Origin of the sequence: Streptosporangium brasiliense (assembly GCF_030811595.1) — a bacterium.
GTDB classification, from domain to species: domain Bacteria; phylum Actinomycetota; class Actinomycetes; order Streptosporangiales; family Streptosporangiaceae; genus Streptosporangium; species Streptosporangium brasiliense.
This window is the reverse complement of record NZ_JAUSRB010000002.1, coordinates 1-24,553: the sequence shown is the minus strand read 5'-3', so window position 1 is coordinate 24,553 and position 24,553 is coordinate 1. Positions and strand designations below refer to the sequence as shown.

Here is a 24,553-nt window from a genome sequence, read left to right as displayed (position 1 = left end):
CCCATGTTCGAGGTCTGGGCGCCGCAGGCGACGGCGGTCGATGTGGAGATCGACGGGGTCCGCCACCCGATGTCCGCCGGGGCGGGCGGCTGGTGGTCGGCGGAGGTGCCCGGAGCCGGGCACGGCACCGACTACCGGTTCCGGCTGGACGGCGGCGAGCCGCTGCCGGATCCCCGGACCCGCTGGCAGCCCGAGGGGATCTTCGGGCCGAGCCGGGTCTACGACCACGACCGGTTCGTGTGGAGCGACGACCTGTGGCGCGGTCGCGGCCTGCCGGGGTCGGTGATCTACGAGCTGCACATCGGCACCTTCACCCCGGAGGGGACCTTCGAGGCGGCGATCGGGAAGCTGGAGCACCTCGTCGCGCTCGGCGTCGACTTCGTCGAGGTCATGCCGGTGCCGCCGGTGCCGGGCGGCCGCAACTGGGGCTACGACGGGGTGGACCTGTGGGCCGTCACCGACAACTACGGCGGCCCCGACGGGTTCAAGCGGTTCGTGGACGCCTGCCACCGGCAGGGCCTCGGCGTGATCCTCGACGTCGTCCACAACCACCTCGGCCCGTCCGGCAACTTCCTGGCCCCGTTCGGCCCCTACTTCCACTCCAGCGCCTCCTCCTTCTGGGGGCAGGCGGTCAACCTGGACGGTCCCGGCTCCGACGAGGTGCGCCGCTACTTCATCGGCAACGCGCTGCAGTGGCTGCGCGACTACCACCTCGACGGTCTGCGGCTGGACGCCGTGCACGCGCTGCACGACAAGCGGGCCGTGCACCTGCTGGAGGAGATGGCGGCCGAGGTGGAGGCGCTGTCGGCGGCGGTGGGCAGGCCGCTGACGCTCATCGCCGAGTCCGACCTCAACGACCCGCGCCTGATGACCCCGCGCGAGGCCGGTGGGTACGGCCTGGCGGCCGCCTGGAACGACGACCTCCACCACGCCCTGCACGTGGCGGTGACCGGGGAGCGGCACGGCTACTACGACGACTTCGCCGGCGCGCTGCCCAAGGTGCTCACCTCGGCCTACTACCACGACGGCACCTACTCGTCCTTCCGGGGACGTTCGCACGGCCGGCCGGCCCGGCACGTTCCCGGCTACCGCTTCGTCTGCTCCGCGCAGAACCACGACCAGATCGGCAACCGCGCCGAGGGCGACCGGATGGCGCCGGAGGCGCTGCGGCTGGCCGCCGGGCTGCTGCTAACCTCGCCGTTCACCCCCATGCTGTTCATGGGCGAGGAGTGGGGGGCGCGCACGCCGTTCCTGTTCTTCACCGACCACGTCGAGCCGCAGCTCCGCGAGGGCGAGGCCGACCGGCGGCGGCGGGAGTTCATCGGCTTCGGCTACGACGACTGGGCCGACAAGGCGCCGGACCCGGGGGAGGAGCTGACGTTCCTGCGCTCCAAGCTCGACTGGAGCGAGCTCGACGACGACGCCCACCGGGCCCATCTCGACTGGTACCGGGCCCTGATCGCGCTGCGCCGCGCGCATCCGGACCTGTCGGACCCGAGGCTCGACCGGGTCCGGGTCGAGCACGGCGAGGGCTGGCTGGTCGTCCACCGGGGAGCGTTCCGGGTGGCCGTCAACTTCGGCGCCGCGCCGGTCTCGCTCGACCTCACGGCCCCGGCCAGGGCCGTGCTGGTCTCCGACCCCGGCGTCCACCTGGACTCCGGCCTCACCCTCCCCGCCCGCTCCCTGGCGGTGCTCCGCCTCGCCGGGACCTGATCAGCCCTGACCGGCCGGGCGGGCCCGCGGTCCTCCGGCGGCGGGGAGCGGTGGACGCGGCGGCGGGACCGGCGGCTCAGGCGGGGACGTGGTTGCGCAGGCGCAGCTCCTGCGGGTACGGCGAGAAGTATGTCTGGTCCCGGAGATACGCCGCGGCCGCGCCGCGCGCGTGATGGCGGATCAGGGTGGCCGGCACGCTGAGCGCCACCTGGCCGGCCTGGTAGGAGGCGATGACCTCCGCCAGGTCGGCCCGCCGGGTCCGGTCCAGCGCGTCGCTCACCATGCCCATGCAGTGCTGGAGCACGTTGACGTGGCGGCCGATGCCGGCCTTCCTGGCGAAGGCCGTGCCGAACGCGCGGGCGTAGTCGGCGGCCAGCTCCTCGCGGGGGCGCAGGCCCGCCCGGGCCACCACCCGGCCCGCCTCGCGGTAGACCGCGGGGTCATGGGCCAGCAGCTGCATCTTGTGCCGGGAGTGGAAGGCGACCAGGTCGCGTGCGCGCCAGTCGTCCTCCAGCAGCGCGCGGAGCCTGGCCTGGGCGAAGATCCGCTCCACGAAGGTCTCGCGGAGCAGCGCGTCGTTCAGCCGCCCCTCGTCCTCCACCGGCAGCAGCGGGTGGGCGTCGAGGATCCGGGCCGCGAACACGCCCCTGCCCTTGCGGTCCACGGCCGTGTCACCCGCGTAGAGGGGGACGCCGTGCACTCCGCAGCTGGGGCTCCTGGACTTGAAGACGTAGCCGTCCACGTCGAGGGCGCCGGCCCGACCGGCGGCCAGGGACGCCATCCGGTCGGTGAGGTCCACCCCGGTCTTCCTGGTGACCAGGCGCGGTCCCCGGGGGGAGCGTTCGAGGCGGAGGGACTCGCGCGGGGCGCCGAGGCCGATCTCCACCTCCGGGCAGATGCGCACCCAGTCGACGTAGGGGTCCAGCTCCCCGCTGAGGAACCTGTCGCGGCTGTGGCCGCCGTTGAAACGCACCAGCTCGCCCACCAGGCAGCTCGACACCGCGACCCGAGGTCTGACCTGGCCGTTCATGCCGCGGCCTGGGCGAGGAGGCCCGACAGGCGGCGCAGGCCGCGGGCCGTGCGGGCCTTGACGGTGCCCAGCGGGACGCTCAGCCTCTCGGCGATCTCCCGCTGGGTCAGCTCGCCGTAGTAGGCCAGCTCGATGGCCTGGCGCTGCGGGGCCGGGAGCTCGGCCAGCGCCCGCTGGACCTGGTCGCGCTCGGCCAGGCCGTCCCCGTGGGTCCGGCCGTCGGAGCCTGCCGGGTCGGCCACCCCGTCCAGCGGCACCGTCTGCGGAGTGCGCGCCCTCAGGTGGTCCACCGCCCGGTTGTGCGCGATGCCGATCAGCCACGCCGGGAGGTTGCGTGCCGGGTCGAAGCGGTGCCGGCAGCGCCACACCTCGGCGAAGACGACCTGCTGCAGGTCTTCGACCTCCTGCGGGGGGACGAACCGCCGCAGGTAGGAACGGACGAGGGGGCCATGCGTACGGAAGCACTCGGTCACCGCCGCATCGTCGCCCCGGGCGAGCCGGACGTTCAGGTCGTCTGTCATGGTGGTCACCCTTGCCGAGAAAACCTATTCAAAACTTATTCATACTCCTCCGTCGAGGTGATCGCAACCCTGGGTGACCGGACCGGCGCGCCTCCGGAGCCGGAATGGTCAGTGCAGCGCGGCGCTGATCCGGGTGAGGGCCTCGCGGAAGGAGGTGACGTGCGGGATCGACGGCGGGAGCCCGTCCCCCCAGCCGGGACCGCCGACGATGACGCGGCTCGCAGGGCGGAGCAGGGGGAGCGAGGCCAGCGGCGCCGGGTCACCGGTCTCGCGCAACTGGGACCAGACGAAGACCGCCGCCGGGCCGAGGCGGCGCATCGCGTCGGCCAGCGCCGGGTAGGGGGTCCGCGCCCCGAGCACCCGCGTCTCCACGTGGTGGTCGGTGGTCAGCACGGCGGCCAGGGCGTAGATCGGCAGGCTGTGCTGCTCGTCCTCGGCGCAGGCCAGCAGCACCGGCCGCCCGTTGACCGGATGGCTCGGGCGTTCGACGAGCGGGATCAGCGCGGCCAGCAGCCGGTCGGTGAACAGGTGCTCGATCTCGACGCTCGCGCCGGTCTCCGCCTGGCGCCTGCAGATCGTCCCGAAGACCGGGAGCACCAGGTTCTCCCAGGTCCACATGATCCCGTGCCTGTCCAGCGCCGCGCCGATCCAGCCGGACACGGTCCGGCTGTCCAGGGCGGTCGCCGCCCGCGCCAGCATCGTCGCGGTCGGTATCGCCGGCCGTACCCATGGCGCGGTGTCCGGGAGCCGCGGGCGGGTGACGCCCGCCGCGGCGGACGGAGGCCGCCCTCCGGCGGACGTCGGTCCGGTCTCCGAGGGTTGCTCGGGGGGAGAGGCGGGGGCGGTCTCCGGGGGCGTGGGCCGGGGCGAGCCGCCGGGCACGGCGGACGTCGGCTCGCCTCGGGGTTCGGCCCCCGCCGGGGCGGCCGCGGTCCGCAGCACCATCCGCGCCGCGTCGGCGGCCGGGACCCCGGCCCTGATCAGCCGGTTCATCTCCTCAAGGCGCAGCAGGTCACCGGCGTCGTAGCGGCGGTGGCCGCCCGGGCTGCGGTGGCTCGGGCCGATCCCGTAGCGCAGGTTCCAGGTGCGCAGTGTGGGAGCGGGCACCCCGAGCCGCCGGGCCACGGCCCCTATGCCGTAGCCCGGCCCCTCCTCGGCGGTCTCCTGACCCTGCTCGTCCATGCCCGTCTCACCCCATGCCCACGGTCGCGTCACCAGCCTGCCAGGCGGCGCGGGTGCTTCATCCCCCTGAACGTCCTTTCGGCCGGCGGAGGCCGGCGGATGCAACCGCCGGTGGGGCGGCCGCGAAGCATCAGGTGATGGATACCGTCATTGTGCTGTTCAACCGCGACCTCCGGGTGCACGACCACCCGGCGCTGGCCGCCGCGTGCGCGGACGCCTGCCGCGTGGTGCCCCTGTTCGTGGCCGACTCCCGCATGCCCGCCGGCCACCGGGCGTCCTTCCTCGCCGAGTGCCTCGCCGACCTGCGCGGATCGCTCCGCGACCGGGGCGGCGACCTCGTGGTCCGCCAGGGCGATCCGGTGGTGGAGACGGTCCGGCTCGCGTGCGAGCTCCCGGCCCAGGCGGTCTACGTCAGCGCGGACGTCGGCGCGCTCGCGCAGCGCAGGGAGCGGCGGCTCGCCGAGGAGTGCCGGCGGCACCGGATGGGCCTGCGCACCTTCCCCGGTGTGACGGTCGTGCCGCCGGACGAGCTCAGGCCCTCCGGCGGCGGCGACCACTACCGGGTCTTCACGCCCTACTGGCGGGTCTGGAGCGGGCAGCGGCGCCGGGAGGTGCTGAAGCCCCCCGACAAGGTGCCCGTCCCCGAGGGGCTGGAGGGCGGTCCGCTGCCGGTCGCCGGGCACGGGCCGAACGGACTGTTCCCGGGGGGTGAGACGGTGGCGCGCACGCGGATGAGGCAGTGGCTGAAGTACTGCGTGGAGGACTACGCCGCCGGCCACGACGACCTCGCCGGGAACCGCACCTCCAGGCTCAGCCCCTACCTGCGCGCCGGCTGCCTGTCGCCGCTGGAGCTGGAGTCGCTGGCGGTCAACGGCGACGACTTCGTCAGGCAGCTGTGCTGGCGCGACTTCTTCCACCAGGTGACACGGGCCTTCCCGCGGATCAACCGCGACGACTACCGGTCGCGGGGGCAGCGGTGGCACGACGACGAGGACGCGGCGCAGGCGTGGAAGGAGGGCAGGACGGGGGTGCCGATCGTCGACGCGGGCATGCGGCAGCTGCTCGCCGAGGGGTGGATGCACAACCGGGCCCGCATGGTGACCGCGTCGTTCCTGGTCAGACGGCTGCGGGTGGACTGGCGGGTGGGAGCCGGGCACTTCTTCGACCTGCTGCTCGACGGTGAGGTGCCCAACAACTACGGCAACTGGCAGTGGGTGGCCGGGACCGGCAACGACACCCGGCCCAACCGGGTGGTCAATCCCGTACGGCAGGCCAGGCGGTTCGACCCGGAGGGCGAATACATCCGGCGTTACCTGCCCGAGCTGGACGGCGTGCCGACGAAGCTGATCTACGAGCCGTGGCGGATGCCTACGAGGATCAGGGGCTATCCCGCCCCGCTGGTCCCGATGGACTGACATGGCCCTCCCCTGTCTCGGGGGAGGGCGGCAGGCCCCGCCGGCGGCCGCGGCGCCCGGCACGTGCCGGCGGGGTCCACCGCATACCGGACGGAACGATTTGGCCGCTTCAGACGTCGCAAATATGTGACCTCCTTTGACAGCATCGATGATGACCTGCGCGCCGCCCGTGACCGGGTGCGCCGGCTGGAACAGCTGACCAGGCAGCGCCAGGCGGTGGCCGTGCAGCTCGACGAGGTCGGGCAGCTCATCGGCGACCTGGAGGCCCAGCTCGCCGAGGAGGAGCGCGACGTCTCCAGGCTGGAGGGCGGTTTCAGCGCGTTCCTGTCCGGCCTGACCGGTTCCAAGGAGGAGAAGCTCGCCAAGGAGCAGGCCGAGGCGCAGGCCCTGCGGCAGCGCCTGGACGGGCAACGGAACCGTCTCGAATGGCTCCGGAGCGACCAGGCGGCCGTGGAGAACGGCCTGACCGAGGTCGCCCACTCCCGGGAGGAGTTCGCCGCGCTGCTCGAACGCAAGGAGCGCGTGCTGGTCGAGACGGCCGACCCCCGGGGGCGCGAGCTCACCGAGCTCGGCCAGCGGCTCGCCGACACCCACGCCGACCTCCGCGAGCACGAGGAGGCCCATCACGCCGGGGTCACCGCCGCCCAGGCGGTCGGCCAGGTCCTGCGCTCCCTCGGCAACGCCCGTGGCGCCTCCACCTGGGACATGCTGAGCGGCGGCGGCGGCTTCGCGGACATGCTGGAGCACGGCCACATGCGCAACGCCGACGAGGCGGCCTGGCACGCCCAGCGGGCTCTGGACGCCTTCTCCCGCGAGCTCGCCGACGTCGGGGTGCACGCCAGCCCCCAACTCCCGAAGGTGGACACCCGCTGGTTCGTCGACATGTTCTTCGACAACATCATCACCGACGCGATCAAGCATCAGCGGATCGCCCGCACCGGTCAGGCCGTCGGCGAGGTCGCCCAGTGGGTGAACGGCACGGTCAACGACCTGGCCGCCCGCTGCGGTGAGCTGACGCGCCTGCGCGACTCCCTCGTCGCCCGCCGTGAGGACATCCTCACCGGCTGACAAGAAGATCAGTCCAGTGGGCTGACGGGACCGGCCAACGGTGGCAAGCTCAGGGCTGAAGGCATCGCGTCGTCTCGATGGAGGACAGCATGTCAACCCCTCGTGTGGTTCCGTTCCTTCGATACCAGGATGCCCCGGCCGCCATCGAGTGGCTGGGCAAGGTCTTCGGCTTCCGGCCGGCGCTGACGGTCCCCGGCCCGAAGGGCGGTATCGGACACGCCCGGCTCGTGCTGGGCGAGGCCGTGGTCATGCTGGCCTCGGTCCGGGACAGCGAGCCGTACCTGCGCAGCGCCCTGGACCTGCCGGCGGTCAGTCAAGGGGTGTTCGTCGTGGTGGAGGACCTGGAGGCCCACTACGAGCAGGCCAGCGCCAGGGGCGCGGAGATCGTGGTGGAGATCGAGGCCACCCCCGAGGGACCCAGGGTCTACCAGGCTCTGGACCTGGAAGGTCAACTCTGGGCCTTCGGGGACGGCTCCGTGGTCAACGACTGACCTCAGTGGTCGTGGTCGTGGTCGTGGTCGTGCTCGTCGTCCTCCTCCGAGGGGCCTTCGGAGGGCTCCACGCCCAGCACGGCCTCGCGGGGCTCGATCTGCTCGACGTGCTCGATCAGACCCAGGACGTGGTCCGGCTCGATGAGCCACTGCAGCGCCGTGGCGCCGCTGTCGTCGGCGGAGACCATCTCCGCCTGCTCCCTGCGCTCGTCGTCGTCCAGATCGGCCTCAGGGTGGTTGATCTCCTTCAGTGCGGCGGCCTGCAGTGCGCCGATGTCCTGCACTTCCACAGTCAGCTCAACCGTCAGCCGGAGATAGCGTTCGGTGCCCGATTCATCACTCATGGTGGAGATCCTAGTGCCCTCACGGAGTGAGGTCGGACTAGGGGAGCTTCCACTCCACCGGCGACGCGCCCTGCTGCGCGAGGAGCTCGTTGGCGCGGCTGAACGGGCGGGAGCCGAAGAAACCGCTCCGGGCCGACAGGGGGCTCGGGTGGGCCGACTCGATGGCCGGGACGTCGCCGAGCATCGGGCGCAGGTTGCGGGCGTCGCGGCCCCACAGGATCGCGACCATCGGCTTGTCGCGCGCGGCGAGCGCCTTGATGGCCTGCTCGGTGACCTCTTCCCAGCCCTTGCCCCGGTGCGAGGCGGGCTTGCCCGGCATGACGGTGAGCACCCTGTTGAGCAGCAGCACACCGTGCTCGGCCCACGGGGTCAGGTCACCGTTGCTCGGCATGGGCAGCCCGAGGTCCTCGGTGAGCTCTTTGTAGATGTTGCGCAGGCTCCCGGGGATGGGCCGCACGTCGGCGGCGACCGAGAAGCTCAGGCCGATCGGGTGACCCGGCGTGGGGTAGGGATCCTGACCGACGATCAGCACCTTGACCTGGTCAAAGGGCTGCTGGAAAGCGCGGAGCACGTTGGGTCCCGAAGGGAGGTACTGCCTGCCTTCGGCGACCTCCTTGCGGAGGAACTCGCCCATGGCGGCGACCTGCTCGGCGACGGGCTCCAGGGCCGTGGCCCACCCGGCTTCCACGACTTCGTTCAAAGGGCGTGCGGACATGCCGAAAACCCTATCGGCGTTTGAGGTCCGGTACGGCTTGCATCCGAAATATGTGCAAGCCGTACCGGACCTGCCCCTTTATTTCACCGAGCCGGCCATCATGCCCTGCACGAAATACCGCTGGAAGGCGAAGAACAGCGCCAGCGGGATGATCAGGGACAGGAAGGCGCCCGGCGCCAGGATGTCGATGTTGGTGCCGAACTGCCGCATCTGGGACTGCAGGGCCTTGGTCATCGGCTGGTTCTCGGTGTTGGCGAAGACCAGGGCGACGAGCAGGTCGTTCCAGACCCAGAGGAACTGGAAGATGCCGAGCGAGGCGATCGCCGGCTTGGCCAGCGGGAACACCACGGTCGAGAAGATCCTCCACTCGCCCGCGCCATCCATCCGCGCCGCCTCCAGCAGCGAGGCCGGGATGCCCGCGAAGAAGTTGCGGAGCAGGAAGATGGCGAAGGGGAGTCCGAAGGCGACGTGGAAGAGCACCACGCCGGCGATGGAGCCGAAGATCCCGATCTTGCCGTAGAGCTGCGCGATCGGGATCAGCGCGATCTGGATCGGCACCACCAGCAGGCCGACCACCACCAGGAACAGCCCGTCCCTGCCGGGGAAGTCCATCCAGGCGAACGCGTAGGCCGCCATGGCCGCGATGCCGATCACGAGGACGGTCGTGGGCACCGTGATGAGCACGGTGTTCCAGAACGACGCGGTGAACCCGGTGGCCAGCAGGTCCCCGTAGCTCTTGAGGGTCAGCTCGGCCGGCTTGGTGAACACCGTCCACCAGCCGGTGGAGTTGTTGGCCGTCTCGTCGCGGATCGAGACCACGAACAGGCCAAGGGTGGGGACCAGCCAGAACACGCCGATCAGCACCATCGCCGCCTGGACCACACCACCGCCGACCCGGTCCACGACCCGGCCGAGGGCGCTGCGGGGCGGTGCGCCGAGAGTGGAGGTTGTCACTGGTTGTCCCTCCTGAACCGGCGGATGTTGAGAATCATGAAGGGCAGGACGAGGATCAGCAGGAAGATGGCCAGCGCGCTGCCCAGTCCCTGGTTGCCGCCGCCGCCGAAGGAGACCCGCCACATCTCCAGCGCGATCACGTTGGCCTGCGGCTGCACCGATCCCGGTGCGATGACGAAGACCAGGTCGAAGACCTTCAGGGTATTGATGATCATTGTGACGAACACGACCAGCAGCACCGGGGAGAGCAGCGGAACGGTGATCTTGCGGAACACCTGCCATTCGGTGGCGCCGTCGATGCGGGCCGCCTCCAGCGCGTCACGCGGGATGGCCGAGAGCCCCGCCGCGATCAGCACCATGGAGAAGCCGGCCCACACCCAGATGAACGCGCCGATGATCGCCGGAGTGATCAGTGTCGGGCCCAGCCAGGGGATCCCGTTGAAGGCCGCCTCGAAGTTCGACTGCGGCAGCCGTACGAGGTAGTCGCCCGGCGCGAGCCCGGCGAAGCGGAAGGTCCCGTCGGCCTCGGTGGTGGCGGTGCCCTTGACGGTGCCGTTCTGCACCGCCTCGACCGTCATTCCGGCCAGGGCCTTCTCGGTGCCGTCCACCTGGTTGAGCGCGCCGCCGCCGCCCTGGGTGAAGTCCACCCACACGGTCCCGGCCAGCTCGCCCGGTCCGGGCTGGACGGCCTTGGCCGCCGAGGCCGAGGCGAGGGTGTCGGGTTTGACGCCCACCAGCGGGATGAGCACGGCCTGCCCGAGCTTGGCGGGCTGTTTGGTCACCACCGCGCCCTGCTGGGCGGCGACCGGCGCCTGGTCGTTCCCCCTGGGGCGCGCGTCCGGGTAGCCCGGGTTGGAGTCGAAGACGTCCTGGACCGAGGTGATCACGGCGTTGGCCACGCCCCGGTCGGGGTCCTGCTCGTACACCAGGCGGAAGATGACGCCGGAGGCCATCAGGGAGACGGCCATCGGCATGAACACGATCAGCTTGAACGCGGTCGCCCAGCGGATCCGCTCGGTCAGCACCGCGAAGATCAGGCCGACCACGGTGACCAGCGCGGGGGCCACCACGACCCAGATCAGGTTGTTCCTGATCGTGGTCAGGGTGGAGGAGTCGCTGAAGATCGTGGCGTAGTTGTCCACGCCGACGAAGGTGCCGCCGGTGGCGTCGTAGAAGCTGCGGAAGATCGAGTAGATGATCGGGTAGATCACCATCGAGCCGAGCAGGATCGCTCCCGGCAGCAGGAACCAGATCGCCAGCGTCGGCGGCGGTCCCAGCCGCGAGGAGGTGCGCGAGGTGGTCGCGGCGCCGGAGGCGGCCGGGGCCGCCGGTCCGGCTGTCGCGATCTCCGGCTTGGCGGCAGGCGCGTCGGCGCCGGCGTCCGCCGGGGCCGGCGGGGCGTCGCTCAGATCGAGGGATGCCCCGGGGGTGTCGTTCGGTCCGGAGGAGGAGCCGCGGGCGGCGTCGCCGCCGCCACGCGGATCCTGCGGGCCGTCTAACCGGTCGGTCACGGCCTCTCCCCTTTACTTCCAGGCCTTCTTGGCCTCGTCCTCAAGCTTGGACTGGATGTCCTTGATCTTGGAGGGGTCACGGACGAAGTCCTGCAGGAGCTTCCACTGGCCCTTGCCGTCGGTGCCGCCGAAGGCGCTGGGGGCGAGGTCGGACATGTCGTAGCGGACGGCGTCACCCGCGGAGATGATCGTCTGGGCGAGCTTCTTGGTCAGCTCGCTCGGGTAGTTGTCGGGCGAGACGTTGCGGTTGGGGGACAGGTAGCCGGGGAGCTTGGCCCAGACCTCGCCGCCTTCCTTGGAGGCGAGGAACTCCAGCAGCGCCATCGCGCCCTTGGAGTCCTTCAGCGCCACCGCGATGTCGCCGCCCAGCACGACCGGCTCGGTGTCACCGGCCTTCGGGAACGGGAAGTACTTGGCCTCCTCGCCCAGCTTCGCGCCGGACTCCTCGGCCGTGGTGCCCACGAAGTCCGCCTCGATGACCATCGCCGACTTGTCCTGGCCGTAGACCTGGGTCACGCAGGTCGGGAAGTCGGTCTGCAGGGCGCCGGAGGGGCCGCCGAGCAGGAACTCCTTCTTGCCGACGAGCTGGCCGATCTTCTCCAGGGCGGTGGTCACGCTGGCGTCGGTCCACGGGATCTCGTGCTTGGAGAGCTTGGTGTAGTTCTCCGGGCCCGCGCTGGACAGGTAGACGTTCTCGAACAGGTCGGTCAGGGTCCAGCCGGACGCGCCGCACAGGGAGAAGGGCGGGGTGCCGGAGTCGGCGACCGCCTGGGCGGTCTTGACGAGGTCGTCCCAGGTGGCCGGCTGCTGCGCCCCGGCGTCCTGGAAGGCCTGGTCGCGGTACCAGATGAGCGACTTGTGGGCCGCCTTCACCAGCACGCCGTAGGCCTGGCCGTCGGCGGAGCCGAGCTCCTTCCAGTACGGGGTGTAGTTGTCGTCGATCTGCTTGAGCACCTCGGCGGAGAGCGGCTTGAGCGCCTTCTGGTCGGCGTACTGCTTGACCAGGCCCGGCTGGGGCAGGATCGCGATGTCCGGCGGGTTGTCGCCCTGGATGCGCGGGCCGAGGTAGGCGCCGGTGTCCTCGCCGGTGGAGGCGTAGGTGACCTTGGCGCCGGTCTTGGCCTCGAAGGCCTTGAGCACTTCCTGGAAGTTGGCCTGCTCGGGGCCGGTCCACTTGGCGGCGACCTCGATGGTCACGCCTTCAAGCGTCTTGGCCGCGGGGGCGGCGGCGGAGGAGCTGCTGCTCGCGGCGGGGGAGGCGGCAGTGTCGGGGCTCTGGCTGCACGCGGCGAGGGCGAGCGCGAGTCCCGCCGTCGTCACTGTCGCGATGGATTTACGCATGCTGAACGGACCTCCTGTGCTGTCAGGGCTCCCGGGTCGCTCCCGGGGCGGGGGTGACAGCTCAATGCGGACTGAGGACGGGGATGACGTTCGACCCGGACCGGGGGTGGGGATGACCCTCGGTCCGGAGCCTGGATGGGGATGACGTTCGACCGGGACCGGGGGTGGGGATGACTCCCGGTCCGGAGCCTGGATGGGGATGACGGTCTCACCCGGGGGGATCTCCCCCGGGTCACTGAGCCCGGATGATCTCGTTGAGCTGGCCTCTCATGGAGGCGACGACATCGTCGCCGGCCTCCTTGAAGGGTGGGGTGAGCGCGTTGGAGACCGCGCTGGCGATCACCAGGCTCACCTGGTTGTAGTTGGCACTCGCCGGTCGGGGTCGGGCAGAGAGGATGCTCTGCTTGAGGACCGGCAGGTAGGGGAAACGCTTGATCAGGCCGGGGTCGTCGTACAGCTCGGCCCACACGGGCGGGAACGAGCCGTCGGCGAGCACCCGGCGTTGGTTCTCCAGGCCGGTGAAGTAGCGGATGAACTCCACCGCCGACTTCTGCCGCTTGGAGTAGGCGCTGAGCGCGAGGTTGACCCCGCCCAGCGAGCTGGACCCCGGGCCGTTCAGCCCGGGCAGCCGGGTGACCCCGAACTTGTCGGCGACCGCCGAAGTGGTGGCCGGGCCGTAGGCGTGCGGCCAGTTGCGGGCGAAGGCCAGCCGGCCCTCCTGGAAGGCCAGCCGCGACTCCTCCTCCTTGAAGGAGAGTGACTCCCGGGGGATCCATCCCTCCCGGAAGCCGCCGGCCAGGAAGTCCAGGCCGGTCTTCGCCTTGGCCGCGTCCATGGTCACCTGCGTGCCGTCCTGGCTGAGGATCTGCCCGCCCGCCGACTGCACGGCCTCGGCGAAGTTGACGGTCAGCCCCTCGTAGGCGAGGAACTGGCCGGCGTAACCGCCGATGCCGTACTTGTCGTGCAGCGCGCGGGCCTGCTCGCGCAGCTCCGCCCAGGTCTTGGGCGGCTTGAAGCCCTGCTTGGCGAGCAGGTCCTTGCGGTAGTAGAGCAGCCCCGCGTTGCTGGTGTAGGGCACCGCCCAGAGCTTGTCCTGGTAGATCGCGGTGTCCACGACCGGCGGCAGGAACCGGTCCAGCGGGAACATGCCGCGTTCGAGCGGCAGGATCCAGCCGGCGTCGGCGAACTCCGCCGTCCAGACGACGTCGAGGCCGAGCACGTCGTAGCGGTCGCTCTTGGCCTGGAGGTTGGCGACCATCTGCGCGCGCTGTTCGTCGGCCGCCTCGGGGAGTTCGAGCAGGGTGACCCGCTCCCCCGGATGGGCCTCGTTCCAGCGGTCGAGCAGTGGCTGCAGGTAACCGGTCGTGTCGCGTCCCGTCACGAAGGTGAAGGGGCCGCTCCCGCCGCCGGAGCGCTCCGTCTTCTGCGCCACCGCCGCCGAGCATCCCGCCGTCACCAGCACGGCGAGCGCGACGGGGAGCAGTCGGCGCATGGGGTTGCCTCCAGGTTTCGGAGCGGTTACATACGTGTTAGGTAGATGCATGCATGTTATGCACAGCGCTAATGTGGACGTCAACGGATAGACACATAACGCTCACGTAACGAGCACTCCGAGGAGGTGGGGCGTGAGGCTGTCGCTGTTAGCGCTCCTCGCGAAAGAACCTGCCCACGGATACGAGCTGAAACAGGCGCTGGAGCAGATATTCGGCAGCGCCTATCCGTCACCGAACATCGGGCAGATCTACGTCACGCTCAGCCGGCTGGAGAAGGACGGCCTGATACGGGTCGTCGACGTCGAACAGTCCAACCGCCCGAACAAGAAGGTGTACTATCTGACCGCCGCGGGCCGCGACGCCCTCGACGTGTGGGTGGACGAGCCCACCGAGGGGCCGCGGGTCCGGGACGAGTTCTTCATGAAGCTCGTGCTGGCCCCGATGACCGGTATCGCGGACCGGATGACGCTGATCAACCGCCAGCGCCGCCACTACCTCGCGCTCATGCGCGACCTCAACGAACTCGCTGAGCGGACCGATTCGGGGGATCGCGTCGCGCTCCTGCTGATAGAGGGGGCCATGCTCCACCTGCAGGCCGACCTCGACTGGCTCGAACGCTGTCAGGAGGACCTGTCGTGAGCCCACCCCCGCCCCCCATCGTCAACACGGTCAACCTCGTGAAGGTCTACCAGAACGGCGGCGTCCCGGTGCACGCCGTACGGGGGGTGGACCTCAAGGTCGAGGCGGGGCAGTTCGTGGCCATCATGGGGCCGTCGGGGTCGGGCAAGTCCACCCTGGTGCACATGATCGGTGGCCTGGACGCCCGGACCAGCGGCGAGATCTGGCTGGACGGCAAGCGGGCCGACACGCTGAACGAGAGCGCCTGGGCGCTGCTGCGCCGGCAGAAGATCGGCTTCGTCTTCCAGTTCTTCAACCTGGTCGCCAACATGACCGTCGCCGACAACGTCGAGCTGCCCGCGCTGCTGTCCGGGGCCTCCCCGCGCGAGGCCCGGGAGCGCCGGGAGCAGCTGCTGGGGGAGCTCGGCCTGAGCGACCGCGCCGACGCCGCCCCCGCCCAGCTCGCCGGCGGCGAGCAGCAGCGGGTGGCGCTGGCCCGCGCGCTGGCCAACAGGCCGAGCCTGCTGCTGGCCGACGAGCCCACCGGCAACCTCGACAGCCGCAACACCCGCGACGTGCTCCGGCTCCTCAGCGAGGTCCACCGCGACGGCCAGACCATCATCCTCGTCACCCACGACGCCCGGGTGGCCAGCCTGGCCGACCGCGTGGTCTCCCTGCTCGACGGTGAGATCGTCGACGACGGCGCCGTCGGCGCGGGCCGCCGGCGCCCCAGGGCCACCGCGGGCGACGTCGTCGAGCTGAGGGGATAGTCGATGGGCACCACCTCTCCTCCCGCCACTCACCGGGTGAGCGCCGCCTCCGGCACCCGCCGGGTGAGCGCCGTCGCCTGTCCCGGCACCCGCCGGGTGAGCGCCGTCTCCGCCGCCCGCCCGCGCCCGGTGGCGGGGCCGGGGCGGGGGCCGGGATCCCGGACGTGAGCACCTTCAGGGCCTCGGTCAGATGGATCCGGGCCGACCTGCGGGTCCGGCGGGGACAGGCGCTGCTCACGGTGCTCGCGGTGGCGGGGATCGTCACGGCGCTGATCACCTCGGCGACGCTGCTGGAAGACGGGACCAACCCGTGGCGGGGGCTGTTCGCCGAGTCCCGGGGCGCGCATGTGTGGATCCACACCAAGGACGCCCCGGACGTGGCCGCGCTGTCCCGGCTGCAGGGCGTGGTCCAGGTGGCCGGGCCGTACCGGACGGCGCCCGTCATGCTCACGCTGGACGGCAAGAAGTCGCCCGTGGCGCTGCGGGGGATGCAGGCGGCCCTGCCCTCCGTGGCCACGCCGCTGATCCGTGAGGGGCGGTGGCTGCGCTCCGGCGACGTCGACGGCGTGGTCGTCGAGCGCTCCTTCGCCAAGGCGCTCGACCTGCGGGTGGGCGGTCCCTTCCCCGTCACCGCGCTCAGCGGCGCCTCCCACCCCCTGACCGTGGTCGGCCTGGCCGACACCGCCGACCAGGGCTTCTACCCCGAGTCGACCCCTGGCCTGGCCTGGACGCCGACCGCCACCCTCGCCAGGATCGAGCCCGCGCTGGGCCGCAGCGAGTCGGTCACCGGCCTGCGGCTGGCCGACGGAGAGGACACGCTGCCGGTCGTGCACGGCGCGGTCACCCTGCTGGCCGAGCAGATCCAGCGCATGTCCACCTGGCGCGAGGTCCGCGCCTCCATGGAGCTGGACAACCGGCTGCTGGGCCTGCTGCTGGCGCTGTTCGGGATCACCGGACTGGTCGCCGCGGCGCTGGCCATCGCCAACGTGGTGGGCGGCCGCGTGCTCGCCCAGACCCGCGACATCGCCACCCTGAAATCCCTCGGCTACACCCGCGGCCAGATCTTCGGCCTGCTCATGGCCGAACACGGCGCGCTCGGCCTGCTCGGCATCGCCGTCGGGCTGGTCTGCGGCCAGGTCGCCGCCTCGTTCGCGCTGGCCGGCATGCCGATCCTGCCGCTCTCGTCGTCCCCGCTGCTGACGATCGTCGCCGGCACCGCCGCGGTGGTCCTGGTCGCGGTCGCCCTGCCCGCCTGGCGCGGCTGCCGCACCCCGCCGATCCCCGCGGCGCCGGCCGCGCCACCGCGGGGCCACCTGTCGCGGATGGCCAGGCTCGCCCTTCTCGTACGGCTGCCGCCGGCCCTCGTCCTGGGCACCCGCGACGCCTTCACCCGGCGCGTCCCGGCGTTCCTGAGCATCGTCGGCGTCGCCGTGCCGATGATGATGATCACGATCGGCCTCGGCTGCTGGGCCACGCTGGACGACTTCCTGCGCCATCCCGAACAGGTCGGCCAGGCGGCGGCGCTCATCGTCCGCCCGGACAAGCTCCCCGCCGAGGACGCCGCGCGCATCGCCAGGGCCGACCCGGAGGTGCGGGCCGTCTACCCGGGCAGCGAGGTGTCCGCGCTGGAGCCGGAGCAGACCCGGAGCGTGCTGGCCCGTGCCGTGGGCACCTCCGCCCAGCCCTACCCCTTCTCGGTGGTGGAGGGGCGGATGTTCGCCGGCCGGGGCGAGGCCGTCGCCGGGCAGGGACTGCTCGACCTGATGGGGGTGAAGATCGGCGACCGGGTCCGGATGACGGTCGGCGGCACGCCGCTGATCGTGCACATCGTGGGCCGGGTGGTGGAGCCCGACCAGGACGGCGAGGTGCTCTCCCTCGGGCTGGACAGCCTGGCCGCCAAGGACGCGGTGCCCCCGCAGTTCTACAGCCTGGTGCTCAAGCCCGGGGCCGACCCGGCCGCGGTCCGGGCCCGGCTGCTGGCCGCCTCGGACGAGGGTCTTGAGGTCCAGCGGGTGGTCAACCCGGCCGAACGGCTCGCGGTCATCCGCATGGTGATCGTGGCGCTGATCGTCGTGCTGGCGCTGCTCGGCCTGGCCAACCTGCTGACCGCCAGCGCCCTCGGCCTGCGCGACCACGCGCTGGACCTGGCGGTGCTCAAGGCCATGGGGCTCACCCCGAGGCAGGTGGCCGCCACCCTCGTCACCGGCACCGGGCTGCTCGTCGTGCTGGGCGTGGTCGCCGGCACCGCGGCCGGGGCCTCGCTGGTCTCCGGCCTGATCGACCTGCAGGGCCACACCAGCGGCGTCGGCGCGGGCATCGGCCGCACCCCCTCGGTCCTGACGCTGCTGTCGGCGGTGCTGATGGCGGTGGGGGCGGCCCTGCTGGTGACGTTGATACCGGCCCGCAAGGCCGTACGCGCCCAGGTCCCGGTGACCGTCAGATAGCGGCCCCGACCCGCGCCGCCGTCGGGCGGCCCGGGTCCGGCAGTCATCGGGGGCCCGGATCCGCGCCGCCGTCGGACGGCCCGGGTCCGGCCGGCACGCGGAACGGCGCGGCACGGCCAGGCCGTGCCGCGCCGTCGCGGGGTGGATCTCAGCGGGTGTTGATGGAGAACCAGAAGAACCCGTGACCCGGCAGGGTCAGCAGGTAGGGCAGGGTGCCGATCTGCGGGAACGGCACGCCGCCCCGGGCCTCGACCGGCGTCATGCCCTCGAAGCGGCGCAGGTCCAGCTCCACCGGCTGCGGGTACTTCGACAGGTTGTTGATGCACAGCATCACGTCGTCGCCGTCCTCGCGGATGAAGGACAGGACGGCCGGGTTGCTGGACCACAGCTCGCTGTAGACGCCGGTGCCGAAGACCGGGTGGTTGCGGCGGATCTCCAGCATCTTCTTGGTGAAGTGCAGCAGTGACGCCGGGTTCTTCTGCTGGGCCTCCACGTTGACCGCCTGGAAGCCGTAGATCGGGTCCATGACGGCCGGCAGGTAGAGGCGGCCCGGGTCGGCCTGGGAGAAGCCGGCGTTGCGGTCCGGGCTCCACTGCATCGGCGTGCGGACCGCGTCGCGGTCCTCCAGCCAGATGTTGTCGCCCATGCCGATCTCGTCGCCGTAGTACATGACCGGCGAGCCGGGCAGGGACAGCAGCAGCGCGGTGAACAGCTCGATCTGGTCGCGGTCGTTCTCCAGCAGCGGGGCCAGGCGGCGCCGGATGCCCAGGTAGGCCCGCATGCGCGGGTCCTTGGCGTACTCGGCGTGCATGTAGTCGCGCTCCTCTTCGGTGACCGTCTCCAGGGTCAGCTCGTCGTGGTTGCGCAGGAAGATGCCCCACTGGGCCTTGTCCGGGAGCTTCGGCGTCCGCGACATGATCTCGGAGATCGGCTCACGGCTGCCCCGCCGCACGGCCATGAAGATGCGCGGCATGAGCGGGAAGTGGAAGGCCATGTGGCACTCGTCGCCGCCCACCGCCGGGTCGCCGAAGTACTCCACCACGTCCTCGGGCCAGCCGTTGGCCTCGGCCAGCAGCACCCGGTCGGGGTAGAGGCGGTCGACCTCGGCGCGGACCTTCTTCAGGTAGGCGTGGGTCTCGGGCAGGCCGGAGCAGTTGGTGCCCTCACGCTCGAAGAGGTACGGCACGGCGTCCAGGCGGAAGCCGTCGATGCCCAGGTCCAGCCAGAAGCGCAGGACCTCCAGCATGGCCTCCTGGACCGCCGGGTTGTCGTAGTTCAGGTCCGGCTGGTGGTGGAAGAAGCGGTGCCAGTAGTACTGCTTGCGGACCGGGTCGTAGGTCCAGTTCGACTCCTCGGCGCCGATGAAGATGATCGGCGCGTCGGGATAGCCGGTGGGCTCGTCGGACCAGACGTAGAAGTCGCCGTAGGGGCCCTCGGGGTCGTGCCGCGAGGCCTGGAACCACGGGTGCTTGTCACTGGTGTGGTTCATCACCAGGTCGGTGATGATGCGCAGGCCGCGCTCGTGAGCGGACTCGATGAGCTGCACGAAGTCGCCGAGGTCGCCGAAGTCCGGGAGGATCTTCATGTAGTCGGAGATGTCGTAGCCGCCGTCGCGCAGCGGCGACTCGTACAGGGGCAGCAGCCACAGGCAGTCCACGCCGAGCCACTTGACGTAGTCCAGCTTCTCGATCAGGCCGCGCAGGTCTCCCGTGCCGTCGCCGTTGGAGTCCTTGAACCCCCGGACCAGCACCTCATAGAAAACCGCCCGCTTGTACCACTGTGGATCCGCCGAGACGAAGTCTTCGGCGACAGGCTCCAGGTAGGGGGATGGGTTCATCGTGTTCTCGCTCACGGTGAGAAAGGGCAGGACGAAGTCACCGGATAGTCCGGCTGATGATGTTTGGTGACCGCGCTGGCCGGAGCCGTCATCCCCACGTGCTCCATGCCCTCGGGCAGGCCGAATTTGTGATTCGGTCCTGTCCGTTGTGGCGCTTTCTGGGCCGAACACTACCAGCCGTTCGAGCGCGTCGTAGCCCCTGAACATCCCGTCTCGCATGTGCGGCGCGGAATCCCGGCGGGTATCGCGTCGCGCACTCGTAATCGCGCTGTCGCTTACCGTTCCACTTCGTGAAACAGGTCACATACGGCTGCGGTGACCTGGGATTATGTCCGGAGGACGGGAGGGGCGCACGCGCTGCGGCGAGCCACCCGGCTCCGCTCCGCCGCCGGCGACCGGACGTCCGCGGCGGGAGGTCACCCGGGGGATCTCCCCTGGACCACGGACCCGCCCACCGAGCCTACCTGCCCATACGCTATGGACCGCCGCCGTGTCGGCGGGCCGCTCAGCCCGGAGGCGTGCGGCCGCAGTCTCATGACGTGGGCCTCCAGGTGAGTCCCGGACGCCGTGCAACGGGGCCGTGATGCGATGGCGGCTTCCGGCCGGCCGGGTCGTCGCTGAAAGACGGCCACCCGGCCGGCGGCGCGGTGTGCGAGGCTTCGAGCCTGCCGTCAGTCGCCCAGATCGGCGATCTCGACGACGGTGAGCCCTCCGGACAGGTCCTGGACGATGTCCTTCCACCGTGCGTAGTCGGCTGTCAGGACGGGGCAGCGGTGAAGCAGGGCCTCTGTCACGGCGTGGGCGTCCCAGGAGGTGACACAGGACTCCACCTCCACCAGCACCTGCCCGACCTCGACGCCGTCCTTGAAGTCGCTCACGGTCGGCATGGTGGCGGAGTCCAGGCGGCACAGGCCGCTGACGACGGCCAGTTGATCGTGATTGCCGCCCAACTCGACCGTCGCGCCGGTGACGGATGTGGCGGGAATGATCAACGGCTTCCGGTCCGCGTCGAATCGCTGGATCAAGTTGATGATCCCGACGTCGCCACGCGCGCACTCGGTGAGCACGGACACGTCCAGGACGAGGGCCTGCTGGACGTCATCCTCCATTGAGGATCTCGATCAGACGCTGGGCGCGGCGCTTGGCCTTCTCGACCTCTTCAGGGTTCTGCTGCGCTCTCTCCACCGCGGCCTTCCACGCGGCGTCGGCGCGGCGGTCGATGGTGATCTGCCGCTCCAGCGCCGCGTTCAGGTAAGCCGACACCGACTTGGCGCGCCCCCGGTTGACCTGCTCCTGCACATAGGCGAGAAGGTCTGCTTCCAGCGTTGCGGTAACCGGCTTGGTGGTCATATGAGCATCATATGTCATGGTCACGCTTAGCAAGCGTATCGTCACGCTCACGTGTTGTCAGAGAAAAGCCTCATCTCCCGCCTGGCGACGGCGCGGTCCCCAGGCGCAGAAAGGCCACAGCGAGGCCGGTCAGGACCAGGGCGGGGCGAGGGAGGGCAGGCGGTCCTCGTAGTCGCCCAGCCAGGCCCCGAACAGGACCAGGCTCCGCACCCAGAAGCGGTCGTTCCAGCCATTGAACCGCGCCAGGGCGTCCGGGCCCTCGGCGACCACACCGTGCAGCCGTTCCGACAGCAGCGAGGGCACGGCCTCCGCGACCCGCGCCAGCATCCGGTGACCGTACTCCCGTGCGGGCGCGGCGGCCGAGCGGAGCGGGACCCGCTGGAGCGGCTGCTTGACCACGTTGGTGGAGGGCAGCGCGGCCACGCGCGGGTTGGCCGCGTACAGGACCTCCCGGTAGAACCGCCCCTTGTCCTTGCGGGCCACGCCCACCGAGAGCGCGGCGTCGAAGAAGTCGGGATGGGTGAACGGCGCCGCGAACGAGACCTCGGGGCCGACCAGATTGACCGGGGAGCGGGCGATGCCCCGGGCCGTCCGGGTGTGCAGGACCGACAGCGGCAGCTCGGCCCGGTGCCCGTTGAGCATCGAGGTCGACTGGGCGAAGGCCGCCTTGACCGAGGAGGTGATCCAGTCCGACGCCTCCTCGGACAGGAACGGCACCGACGGGGTGCCCAGCGCCAGGGAGCCGAGCAGCGCCGCCTTCCGCTCCGCCTGCGAGGACGCCTCCAGGGCGGCCCCGCTGACCATGAAGTTCTTCAGCAGCGGACCGCCGGCCAGCCCGTCCACCAGGGTCCGGCCGGCCCGGTGCACCTCGCGGGCGAACGGGGTGTACCAGGCGTGGTGCGGGGTGAGGAACTCCAGCCGCCGGGCGGCGGCCAGCGCGTCGTCGGGGTAGGCGGAGGCGTCCTGGGGGATCACGCGGTGCCGTACGCCCAGCTCGCGGGTTATCGCGCGGGCGAAGGCGATGTCGGTGTCGGTGCCGTCGTCGGGGCTCGTCGTCCACGACTCCACGTCGGCGCCCCGCGTCACCGCGACCGAGCACAGCAGCCGCGAGTCGTAGCCGCCGCTGACCGGCACGAGCAGCGGCCGCCCGTCGAACTCCTTGTAGACCTCGTGCAAGATCTCCAGGATCTCCCCGGCCGTCCGGCCGGCCTCGAACGGCTCCTCGCGCAGCCACCGGGGCAGCCTCCGCTCGGTCGCGATCCGGCCCGAGGCCCGGTCGAAGACCAGCGCGCCGGCTCCGGCCAGCCGCTTGACCTGGACGTACGGGGTGTCGTCGCGGAGCGGGAAGGTCAGCTGGATGATCGCCGCCCAGGCGTCCCAGTTGACCTCGTACGGCGTGCGGGCGAGGGCCAGCAGCGGCTCCAGCAGCGAGGAGAAGTAGACCGCCCCGTCCTGGAGCAGGTAGTAGACGTCCACCAGGCCGAGCCCGCCGGCGTGCAACGTGATCCGGTCGCCGTCGTCGATCAGGCCGGGGGTCTCGAACCGCTCGGCCACGCTGATCCACGTCGCCGTCTCGGTGGGCCTGCGCTCTCCCCAGGCGAACGCCCAGGTCCGCTCGTCCCGGTGGTAGGGCGGCAGCGGGGAGGAGCTGAACAGCGCGGCCTCGGGTGTCCGCAGCGCGGGCCGCACCCGTGGCCCGGCCCCCCGCAGCGTCTCCAGGGCGGCCTCGTCGAGGTGGCCGATGCCGCCGCAGACGTACGGTCTCACATTGAACGTCGGCCACTGCACCGTGCTGACTCCTCTGTGTCGCGATTGACCAAAGGGTATCCTTTCGCCCGGCTCAGGAATCGGAGGACGACGTGGCGGGCGAGGAACTCGAGAGCACACGGTTGGCGTTGCGGGAGGCCGTGGCCGAGGCGGAACGGGCCGCCGAACTGGCCCGGCTGCTCGACGCGGCGCAGGCGAAGATCGCCGAAGCGGAGCGCGCCACGGCGGAGCTGCGCGGGGTCCAGGAGCGCCTGAACGAGGCCGAGAGACAGCTCGACGCGGCGCAGGCGGCCGAGGAGAAACTCCGCGGCGACCTGGCCGAGCAGCGCTACCAGGCCGAGGTGGCCAAGTGGAAGCTGTCGTCGGTCCAGGTGGCCCGCTGGTCCCGGATCGGCGACGCGATCAAGACGGGCAAGAGCAACCCGGTGCGGCTGGCGCGGGGGCTGCGCGGGGCCGCCAGGCCCGCCAAGCGTCCCGTGGCGCCCAAGCGGCAGCCCGTCGCGCACAGGAGCGCCGACCGGCCGGCCGCGGCCGCCGCCTCCTTCCAGGCCACCACCTCCACCCGGACCGTCGGCGGCACGTCGGTCAAGCTCAAGCCCTTCCGCGTCCCGACCGGCCCGAACACCCGCCCGCACCTGACCGTGGCCGTCGTCGCCGAGCCGCACGCCGAGGCGCTGCTGCGCTACGAGTGGCGGCAGAGCGCCGGCTTCACGCCCAAGGACTTCGCGCGGGTCCTGGCCGCGGAGGTCCCGCACCTGCTGCTGGTCGAGTCGGTCACCCAGGGGCCGTGGGCCGAGGAGCTGAGCGAGCCGGGCGAGGGCCTGCGCGCGCTGCTGGCCTGGTGCGCCGAGCGGGGCATCCGCACGGTCTTCTGGCACACCCAGGGCGACGTCGGCCGCTCGGTGGCCGCCGCGGCGCTGTTCGAGCACATCGTCACCGCGCTGCCGGGCTCCGTGGCGGCGTGGGGCGCCGCGCTGGCGTCGCGGGAGCCGGAGTCCGGCCGCCGGGCGCCCTCGCTGGGACTGCTGCCCTTCGCCGTCCAGCCGCGCGTGCACAATCCGCTGCCGCTGGCCGGTGCCCGGTTCGACCGGGTGCTCACACCTGGAGGAGCTGCTCCCCGGCCACCTGTCGTACCCGGACGTGCTCACCTCCTACCGCTGGCCCAGGGCCGTGGACTGCCCGCCGGGCACGGAGTCCTGGCGGCTGGCCGAGCTGGCCGCCTGCGGCACCCCGATCGTGTCGGAGCCCGCCGATCCCCAGGAGATCCCCGACCCCGGCGCCGAGGCCCGCCGGGCCCATGCGGCGCTCCGCCAGGCCTACGCCTCCGGCACGATGACCCGGAAGGTCGACGACCTGCTCGACGCGGTCGGGCTGCCCAGCGCCCGGGCCACCCTGAACATCTCGGTGATCATGATCGACCGGGGCGACCTCGGCCACACCCTGGCCCAGGTCACGCCGCAGCGGGACGTCGTCCAGCTCGTGCTGCTGTCGGACGCCCCGGACGCCGCCGAGCGGGCCCGCGCGGCGATGCCCGGCGGGGTGGAGGTCGTGGTCCGCCCCAGCGTCCCGGGCCTGGCCACCGGCGGGCAGCTCAACCGCGCCCTCGACCTGTGCCAGGGCGACCTGGTGGCGGTCATGGACGCCAGGGACACGTACGGCGAGCACTACCTGACCGACCTCGCCCGGGCCTTCCTGTTCACCACCGCCGACATCGTCGGCAAGGCGGCCTTCTACGCCCACCTGCGCGACGTCGGCGCCACGGTGCTGCGCCAGCCGGCCGCCGAATACACCTACCTCCCCGAGGTCGCCGGCGCCACCCTGCTGGCCCGCCGCGCCGTCCTGCGCGGTCTCGGCTTCGCCGACGTCTCCGAGGGCTGGGACGAGGTGCTGATGCGCCAGTGCCGCACCGACGGGGTCAAGGTCTTCTCCGCCGACCGCTTCGGTTACGTCTGCCTCCGCGACCACGACCCCCGGCTCCTCGGCTCGGCC

23 protein-coding genes are annotated in these 24,553 nt (G+C 71.5%); 8 read left to right on the top strand and 15 right to left on the bottom strand.

Annotated elements, in window-relative coordinates; all coding sequences use genetic code 11:
• Nucleotides 1-3 precede the first annotated feature (3 nt).
• Nucleotides 4-1,713: a malto-oligosyltrehalose trehalohydrolase gene (treZ, locus tag J2S55_RS08720; RefSeq protein ID WP_306858610.1), complete on the top strand. Its 1,710-nt coding sequence runs from the start codon at nt 4-6 to the stop codon at nt 1,711-1,713.
• Nucleotides 1,714-1,789: 76 nt separating this feature from the next.
• Here the strand turns inward: treZ and J2S55_RS08715 are convergent, their stop codons facing one another.
• From J2S55_RS08715 to J2S55_RS08705, 3 genes are all read right to left on the bottom strand, one after another.
• Nucleotides 1,790-2,743 carry a YbgA family protein gene (locus J2S55_RS08715; RefSeq protein ID WP_306858609.1) on the bottom strand — a complete coding sequence of 318 codons (954 nt, stop codon included), beginning with the start codon at nt 2,741-2,743 and terminating at the stop codon, nt 1,790-1,792.
• Complete coding sequence (locus tag J2S55_RS08710) at nt 2,740-3,264, bottom strand: RNA polymerase sigma factor (RefSeq protein WP_306858608.1); 525 nt, start codon at nt 3,262-3,264, stop codon at nt 2,740-2,742. The genes J2S55_RS08715 and J2S55_RS08710 overlap by 4 nt, the downstream gene beginning before the upstream one ends.
• A 108-nt stretch (nt 3,265-3,372) precedes the next feature.
• Nucleotides 3,373-4,446 (bottom strand): MerR family transcriptional regulator, encoded by a 1,074-nt coding sequence (locus J2S55_RS08705; protein WP_306858607.1) that lies wholly within the window; start codon nt 4,444-4,446, stop codon nt 3,373-3,375.
• Nucleotides 4,447-4,583: 137 nt separating this feature from the next.
• On the opposite strand from J2S55_RS08705, the gene J2S55_RS08700 reads away from it, so the two are divergent.
• From J2S55_RS08700 to J2S55_RS08690, 3 genes are all read left to right on the top strand, one after another.
• On the top strand, nt 4,584-5,861 hold the full coding sequence (locus tag J2S55_RS08700; RefSeq protein ID WP_306858606.1) for a cryptochrome/photolyase family protein: 1,278 nt from the start codon (nt 4,584-4,586) through the stop codon (nt 5,859-5,861).
• A 126-nt stretch (nt 5,862-5,987) separates the two neighbouring features.
• On the top strand, nt 5,988-6,929 hold the full coding sequence (locus J2S55_RS08695; RefSeq protein WP_306858605.1) for a hypothetical protein: 942 nt from the start codon (nt 5,988-5,990) through the stop codon (nt 6,927-6,929).
• An 89-nt stretch (nt 6,930-7,018) separates the two neighbouring features.
• Nucleotides 7,019-7,420 carry a VOC family protein gene (locus J2S55_RS08690; RefSeq protein WP_306858604.1) on the top strand — a complete coding sequence of 134 codons (402 nt, stop codon included), beginning with the start codon at nt 7,019-7,021 and terminating at the stop codon, nt 7,418-7,420.
• A 2-nt stretch (nt 7,421-7,422) separates the two neighbouring features.
• Here the strand turns inward: J2S55_RS08690 and J2S55_RS08685 are convergent, their stop codons facing one another.
• The 6 genes from J2S55_RS08685 to J2S55_RS08660 form a co-directional block, all read right to left on the bottom strand.
• Entirely contained in the window at nt 7,423-7,764 is a 342-nt protein-coding gene (locus J2S55_RS08685; RefSeq protein ID WP_306858603.1) for a hypothetical protein, read from the bottom strand.
• A gap of 37 nt (nt 7,765-7,801) precedes the next feature.
• Nucleotides 7,802-8,479: a uracil-DNA glycosylase gene (locus J2S55_RS08680; protein ID WP_306858602.1), complete on the bottom strand. Its 678-nt coding sequence runs from the start codon at nt 8,477-8,479 to the stop codon at nt 7,802-7,804.
• Nucleotides 8,480-8,557: 78 nt separating this feature from the next.
• Nucleotides 8,558-9,433, bottom strand: a complete 876-nt coding sequence (locus J2S55_RS08675) for a carbohydrate ABC transporter permease (RefSeq protein ID WP_306858601.1) — start codon at nt 9,431-9,433, stop codon at nt 8,558-8,560.
• The gene (locus J2S55_RS08670) at nt 9,430-10,944 is read right to left on the bottom strand and encodes an ABC transporter permease (RefSeq protein ID WP_306858600.1); all 1,515 of its coding nucleotides are present in this window, start codon (nt 10,942-10,944) and stop codon (nt 9,430-9,432) included. Before J2S55_RS08670 ends, J2S55_RS08675 begins: the two co-directional genes overlap by 4 nt.
• Before the next feature lie 12 nt (nt 10,945-10,956).
• Entirely contained in the window at nt 10,957-12,285 is a 1,329-nt protein-coding gene (locus J2S55_RS08665) for an ABC transporter substrate-binding protein (protein ID WP_306858599.1), read from the bottom strand.
• Nucleotides 12,286-12,517: 232 nt separating this feature from the next.
• Nucleotides 12,518-13,777, bottom strand: coding sequence for an ABC transporter substrate-binding protein (locus tag J2S55_RS08660; RefSeq protein WP_306858598.1), 1,260 nt, complete (start codon nt 13,775-13,777; stop codon nt 12,518-12,520).
• A 133-nt stretch (nt 13,778-13,910) separates the two neighbouring features.
• On the opposite strand from J2S55_RS08660, the gene J2S55_RS08655 reads away from it, so the two are divergent.
• The 3 genes from J2S55_RS08655 to J2S55_RS08645 all read left to right on the top strand — a co-directional run bounded on the left by J2S55_RS08655 (nt 13,911) and on the right by J2S55_RS08645 (nt 17,610).
• Entirely contained in the window at nt 13,911-14,417 is a 507-nt protein-coding gene (locus J2S55_RS08655; RefSeq protein WP_306858597.1) for a PadR family transcriptional regulator, read from the top strand.
• The gene (locus J2S55_RS08650; protein ID WP_306858596.1) at nt 14,414-15,166 is read left to right on the top strand and encodes an ABC transporter ATP-binding protein; all 753 of its coding nucleotides are present in this window, start codon (nt 14,414-14,416) and stop codon (nt 15,164-15,166) included. The genes J2S55_RS08655 and J2S55_RS08650 overlap by 4 nt, the downstream gene beginning before the upstream one ends.
• 164 nt (nt 15,167-15,330) lie before the next feature.
• Nucleotides 15,331-17,610, top strand: a complete 2,280-nt coding sequence (locus J2S55_RS08645; protein WP_306858595.1) for an ABC transporter permease — start codon at nt 15,331-15,333, stop codon at nt 17,608-17,610.
• Between the two features lie 148 nt (nt 17,611-17,758).
• Here J2S55_RS08645 and treS read toward each other — a convergent pair whose 3' ends face one another.
• From treS to J2S55_RS08615, 6 genes are all read right to left on the bottom strand, one after another.
• Nucleotides 17,759-19,447: a maltose alpha-D-glucosyltransferase gene (treS, locus tag J2S55_RS08640; RefSeq protein ID WP_306875268.1), complete on the bottom strand. Its 1,689-nt coding sequence runs from the start codon at nt 19,445-19,447 to the stop codon at nt 17,759-17,761.
• Between the two features lie 671 nt (nt 19,448-20,118).
• The gene (locus J2S55_RS08635; RefSeq protein WP_306858594.1) at nt 20,119-20,556 is read right to left on the bottom strand and encodes a hypothetical protein; all 438 of its coding nucleotides are present in this window, start codon (nt 20,554-20,556) and stop codon (nt 20,119-20,121) included.
• Nucleotides 20,546-20,797, bottom strand: a complete 252-nt coding sequence (locus tag J2S55_RS08630) for a hypothetical protein (protein ID WP_306858593.1) — start codon at nt 20,795-20,797, stop codon at nt 20,546-20,548. Before J2S55_RS08630 ends, J2S55_RS08635 begins: the two co-directional genes overlap by 11 nt.
• Before the next feature lie 129 nt (nt 20,798-20,926).
• The gene (locus tag J2S55_RS08625; RefSeq protein WP_306858592.1) at nt 20,927-22,585 is read right to left on the bottom strand and encodes an asparagine synthetase B family protein; all 1,659 of its coding nucleotides are present in this window, start codon (nt 22,583-22,585) and stop codon (nt 20,927-20,929) included.
• Between the two features lie 307 nt (nt 22,586-22,892).
• Complete coding sequence (locus tag J2S55_RS08620; protein WP_306858591.1) at nt 22,893-23,159, bottom strand: hypothetical protein; 267 nt, start codon at nt 23,157-23,159, stop codon at nt 22,893-22,895.
• Between the two features lie 87 nt (nt 23,160-23,246).
• Entirely contained in the window at nt 23,247-23,663 is a 417-nt protein-coding gene (locus tag J2S55_RS08615) for a hypothetical protein (RefSeq protein ID WP_306858590.1), read from the bottom strand.
• Here J2S55_RS08615 and J2S55_RS08610 point away from each other — a divergent pair.
• Nucleotides 23,639-24,553 (top strand): glycosyltransferase family 2 protein (locus J2S55_RS08610; protein ID WP_306858589.1); only part of this gene is annotated, 915 nt, incomplete at its 3' end. The genes J2S55_RS08615 and J2S55_RS08610 overlap by 25 nt on opposite strands.

Excerpts from the sequence above, each read along its gene's own strand:
- J2S55_RS08630 (WP_306858593.1), bottom strand. The coding sequence starts at position 20,797 with ATGACCACCAAGCCGGTTACCGCAACGCTGGAAGCAGACCTTCTCGCC.
- treS (WP_306875268.1), bottom strand. The coding sequence starts at position 19,447 with ATGAACCCATCCCCCTACCTGGAGCCTGTCGCCGAAGACTTCGTCTCG.
- J2S55_RS08690 (WP_306858604.1), top strand. The coding sequence starts at position 7,019 with ATGTCAACCCCTCGTGTGGTTCCGTTCCTTCGATACCAGGATGCCCCG.
- J2S55_RS08715 (WP_306858609.1), bottom strand. The coding sequence starts at position 2,743 with ATGAACGGCCAGGTCAGACCTCGGGTCGCGGTGTCGAGCTGCCTGGTG.
- J2S55_RS08665 (WP_306858599.1), bottom strand. The coding sequence starts at position 12,285 with ATGCGTAAATCCATCGCGACAGTGACGACGGCGGGACTCGCGCTCGCC.
- J2S55_RS08660 (WP_306858598.1), bottom strand. The coding sequence starts at position 13,777 with ATGCGCCGACTGCTCCCCGTCGCGCTCGCCGTGCTGGTGACGGCGGGA.
- J2S55_RS08705 (WP_306858607.1), bottom strand. The coding sequence starts at position 4,446 with ATGGACGAGCAGGGTCAGGAGACCGCCGAGGAGGGGCCGGGCTACGGC.
- J2S55_RS08635 (WP_306858594.1), bottom strand. The coding sequence starts at position 20,556 with ATGGAGGATGACGTCCAGCAGGCCCTCGTCCTGGACGTGTCCGTGCTC.
- treZ (WP_306858610.1), top strand. The coding sequence starts at position 4 with ATGTTCGAGGTCTGGGCGCCGCAGGCGACGGCGGTCGATGTGGAGATC.
- J2S55_RS08680 (WP_306858602.1), bottom strand. The coding sequence starts at position 8,479 with ATGTCCGCACGCCCTTTGAACGAAGTCGTGGAAGCCGGGTGGGCCACG.
- J2S55_RS08700 (WP_306858606.1), top strand. The coding sequence starts at position 4,584 with ATGGATACCGTCATTGTGCTGTTCAACCGCGACCTCCGGGTGCACGAC.
- J2S55_RS08710 (WP_306858608.1), bottom strand. The coding sequence starts at position 3,264 with ATGACAGACGACCTGAACGTCCGGCTCGCCCGGGGCGACGATGCGGCG.
- J2S55_RS08685 (WP_306858603.1), bottom strand. The coding sequence starts at position 7,764 with ATGAGTGATGAATCGGGCACCGAACGCTATCTCCGGCTGACGGTTGAG.